Source organism: Kitasatospora sp. NPDC050543 (assembly GCF_044457565.1).
Taxonomy (GTDB): Bacteria; Actinomycetota; Actinomycetes; order Streptomycetales; family Streptomycetaceae; genus Kitasatospora.
Window position 1 is genome coordinate 1 of record NZ_JBITGZ010000086.1, and the last position, 2,624, is coordinate 2,624.

Sequence of the window (2,624 nt, forward strand, 5' to 3'; positions counted from 1 at the left end):
CGACATCTCGAAGCGTGGAGAACGGCCGCCTCTGCTGTCCCGGAAAGAACCACAGATCAGCAGGTCGAGTGACCTGCGAGGTTAAACAACAAGCTTAGCGCCAGCCACGGAAGGCGACCGGAGTCGCTAGATTGAACGCGTTCAAATAGTCTGCCAAGCTAACTCCTGGCTGATCCAGCGCGTGGCCATACGTTGCAGCTCTGTACATCTGGGGGGAAGGGCATGGAACCGGGACGCGGGTTCTCGGCGGCGGCCGACAAGGATGCGCCGCAGGTAGGTGCTAGAAAGGCCCGTTGGATGCATCAGGCCGGCTGGCGAGGTCGGCGGGTCGCGATGGTGCTGGGTTGTCTACTTCTTGGGTGCACCGCGTGTGCGGGTGCCGGGGGCCAGGTCGCCGTGATTGAGCAGGCCGATCTGGTGGGCGACTGGGACAACGCGGCTGGCGCCTGGCTGCACGTGGCGGACGATCACAGTGCGGCCGTGAGTGGCCTCAACCATGCCGTGCCCGACACCAAGTGCCCTGCGACCGTGTCGGACGCTGCATGGCAATTCTGGGTGCGGGACGGAGCTCCGGGCAGCTATACCGCCTCCGATTCGGCGACCAAGGGTGGTTCGTTCACGCTGGCGCTGAAAACGACCACTGCCGACCCCGCCGAGAGGTGTGACGTCGACGTGAAGGTGCGGCGCGATGACCGGGGCTTCAACCTCTGTCTCGTCATGGACCCCGACCAGACCTGTGCGGCCGGGGAGCTCCTACGCAAGGTCGCGGCGCGACCCCAATGAGAACTGCGGTGGTGCAACGCCGTTAGCCTGCGCGTTTCATCCGGGGTCGCGTCCGGATCATGATCGGAAAAGCGAAAGTGCCTTCTGAGCTGCAACGATGAGGCTTGTCTAAGGTCCCAGTCGTACCAGCAGGAAGGCACTTTCTGCGTGCACACTACCCGGTCACGCCCCAAGCTCGTCGTCAGTGCCGACGGGCACGGGGTGGTCAACCACGCCGGCTCGCGTCTGCTGGCGGATCTGGCCGACGCCACCACGCTGACCAGCGCCTTCAGCGACGCCCTGCACCGGCTGCGACCGCGCGGGACCGGGCACGATCCCGGCCGCGTCGCGGTGGACCTGGCGGTGATGCTCGCCGACGGAGGCGAAGCGATCCGAGACCTGGCCGTGCTGCGCGACCAGCGCGACGTGTTCGGCCCGGTCGCCTCCACCCCGACCGCCTGGCGCGTCCTGGCGGGCATCGACACCAACAACCTGAACGCGCTGCGGGCTGCCCGGGCCGCCGCCCGCGAGGTCGCCTGGCTGCAGACCGCCGAGACCACGGACGGGATACCGCCGGCCCGCGCCGGAGGACGTCAACTGACCGGCCTGGTCCTGGACATCGACGCCACCCTGGTCACCTGCCACTCCGAGAAGGAAGAAGCGGCCGCCACCTACAAACGCGGCTTCGGCTACCACCCGATGCTCTGCTTCCTGGACAACACCGGCGAGGCCCTGGCCGGCATTCTGCGACCCGGCAACGCCGGAGCGAACACCGCGGCCGACCACATCACGGTCGTCAACGCGGCCCTCGCGCAGATCCCCGACGCCCACCGCCACGGCACCCCGGTCCTCATCCGCGCCGACAGCGCGGGCAGCGCCAAAGCCTTCCTCGCCCACCTACGCGCCCTGCGACAGCGAGGCATCCAGACCACCTTCTCCGTCGGACACGCCGTCACCGAACAGGTCCGCACCGCCATCCGGGTCCTACCCGACCAGGTCTGGCACCCTGCGCTGGAACAGGACGGGACCCTTCGCGCCGGTGCGGAAGTCGCCGAGCTGACCGGCCTGGTCGACCTCACCGGATACCCGGACGGCACCCGCATCATCGTCCGCCGCGAGCGTCCCCACCCAGGCGCCCAGCTGTCCCTGTTCGACCAGGACGAAGGCATGCGTCACCAGGTCTTCCTCACCGACACGCCCGTCGCCGGCGGCGGCCAGGTCCAGTACCTGGAGGTCCGCCACCGCGCTCACGCCCGAGTCGAGGACCACATCCGCTGCGGCAAGAGCTCCGGCTTCGGCCGCTTCCCCTCCCGCCACTTCGCCATCAACCAGGCCTGGCTGGAGCTGTCCCTGACCGCCATCGACCTGCTCGTCTGGGCCCGGACCCTGCTGCTGGACGGCGAGTTGGCCACCGCCGAGCCCAAGAAGCTCCGCTACCGCCTCCCGCACGCTGCCGCCCGGATCACGCGCGGAGCCCGCCGCCCATACCTGCGGATCGCCGCCACCTGGCCCTGGCGCCACGAACTGACCGCGGCGTTCAGCCGCCTGGTGGCACTACCCCGACCGGCCACCTGACAGACCAAGCCGCCCCTGACCACCCACGACACGAGGAACCAGGAGCACCCGGCCATCGCGCCGGGCCCTCGGCATGCCCAACGTCCGACGGCAGCCCCGCGACCTCCGATACAGGGATCCCCCCAGATCAGCCGACGCGAACCGAAACACGGAGGGGTTGTCCCGTAAGTGATCTTGCCGTGGGATGATCTTGGCCGTGGCTGGTGTGATCACGGCGTCTGAGCCGTCCTGGATAGCCCCGTTCGCCGGACTGAGCCCGCGCGCCTTCGGCAAGTTGATGAGGCAGC

The 2,624-nt window shown here is 68.7% G+C and carries 2 protein-coding genes and 1 pseudogene; all 3 read left to right on the plus strand.

The annotated features are described in order from the left end of the window. Positions 1 to 396: 396 nt before the first annotated feature. Positions 397 to 783: a hypothetical protein gene (locus ACIBH3_RS35850; RefSeq protein ID WP_396316306.1), complete on the plus strand. Its 387-nt coding sequence runs from the start codon at positions 397 to 399 to the stop codon at positions 781 to 783. A 147-nt stretch (positions 784 to 930) separates the two neighbouring features. Then, entirely contained in the window at positions 931 to 2,337 is a 1,407-nt protein-coding gene (locus ACIBH3_RS35855) for an IS1380 family transposase (protein ID WP_396316307.1), read from the plus strand. A 196-nt stretch (positions 2,338 to 2,533) separates the two neighbouring features. Beyond that, positions 2,534 to 2,624, plus strand: a pseudogene (locus ACIBH3_RS35860) (IS5/IS1182 family transposase); the annotation flags it as partial.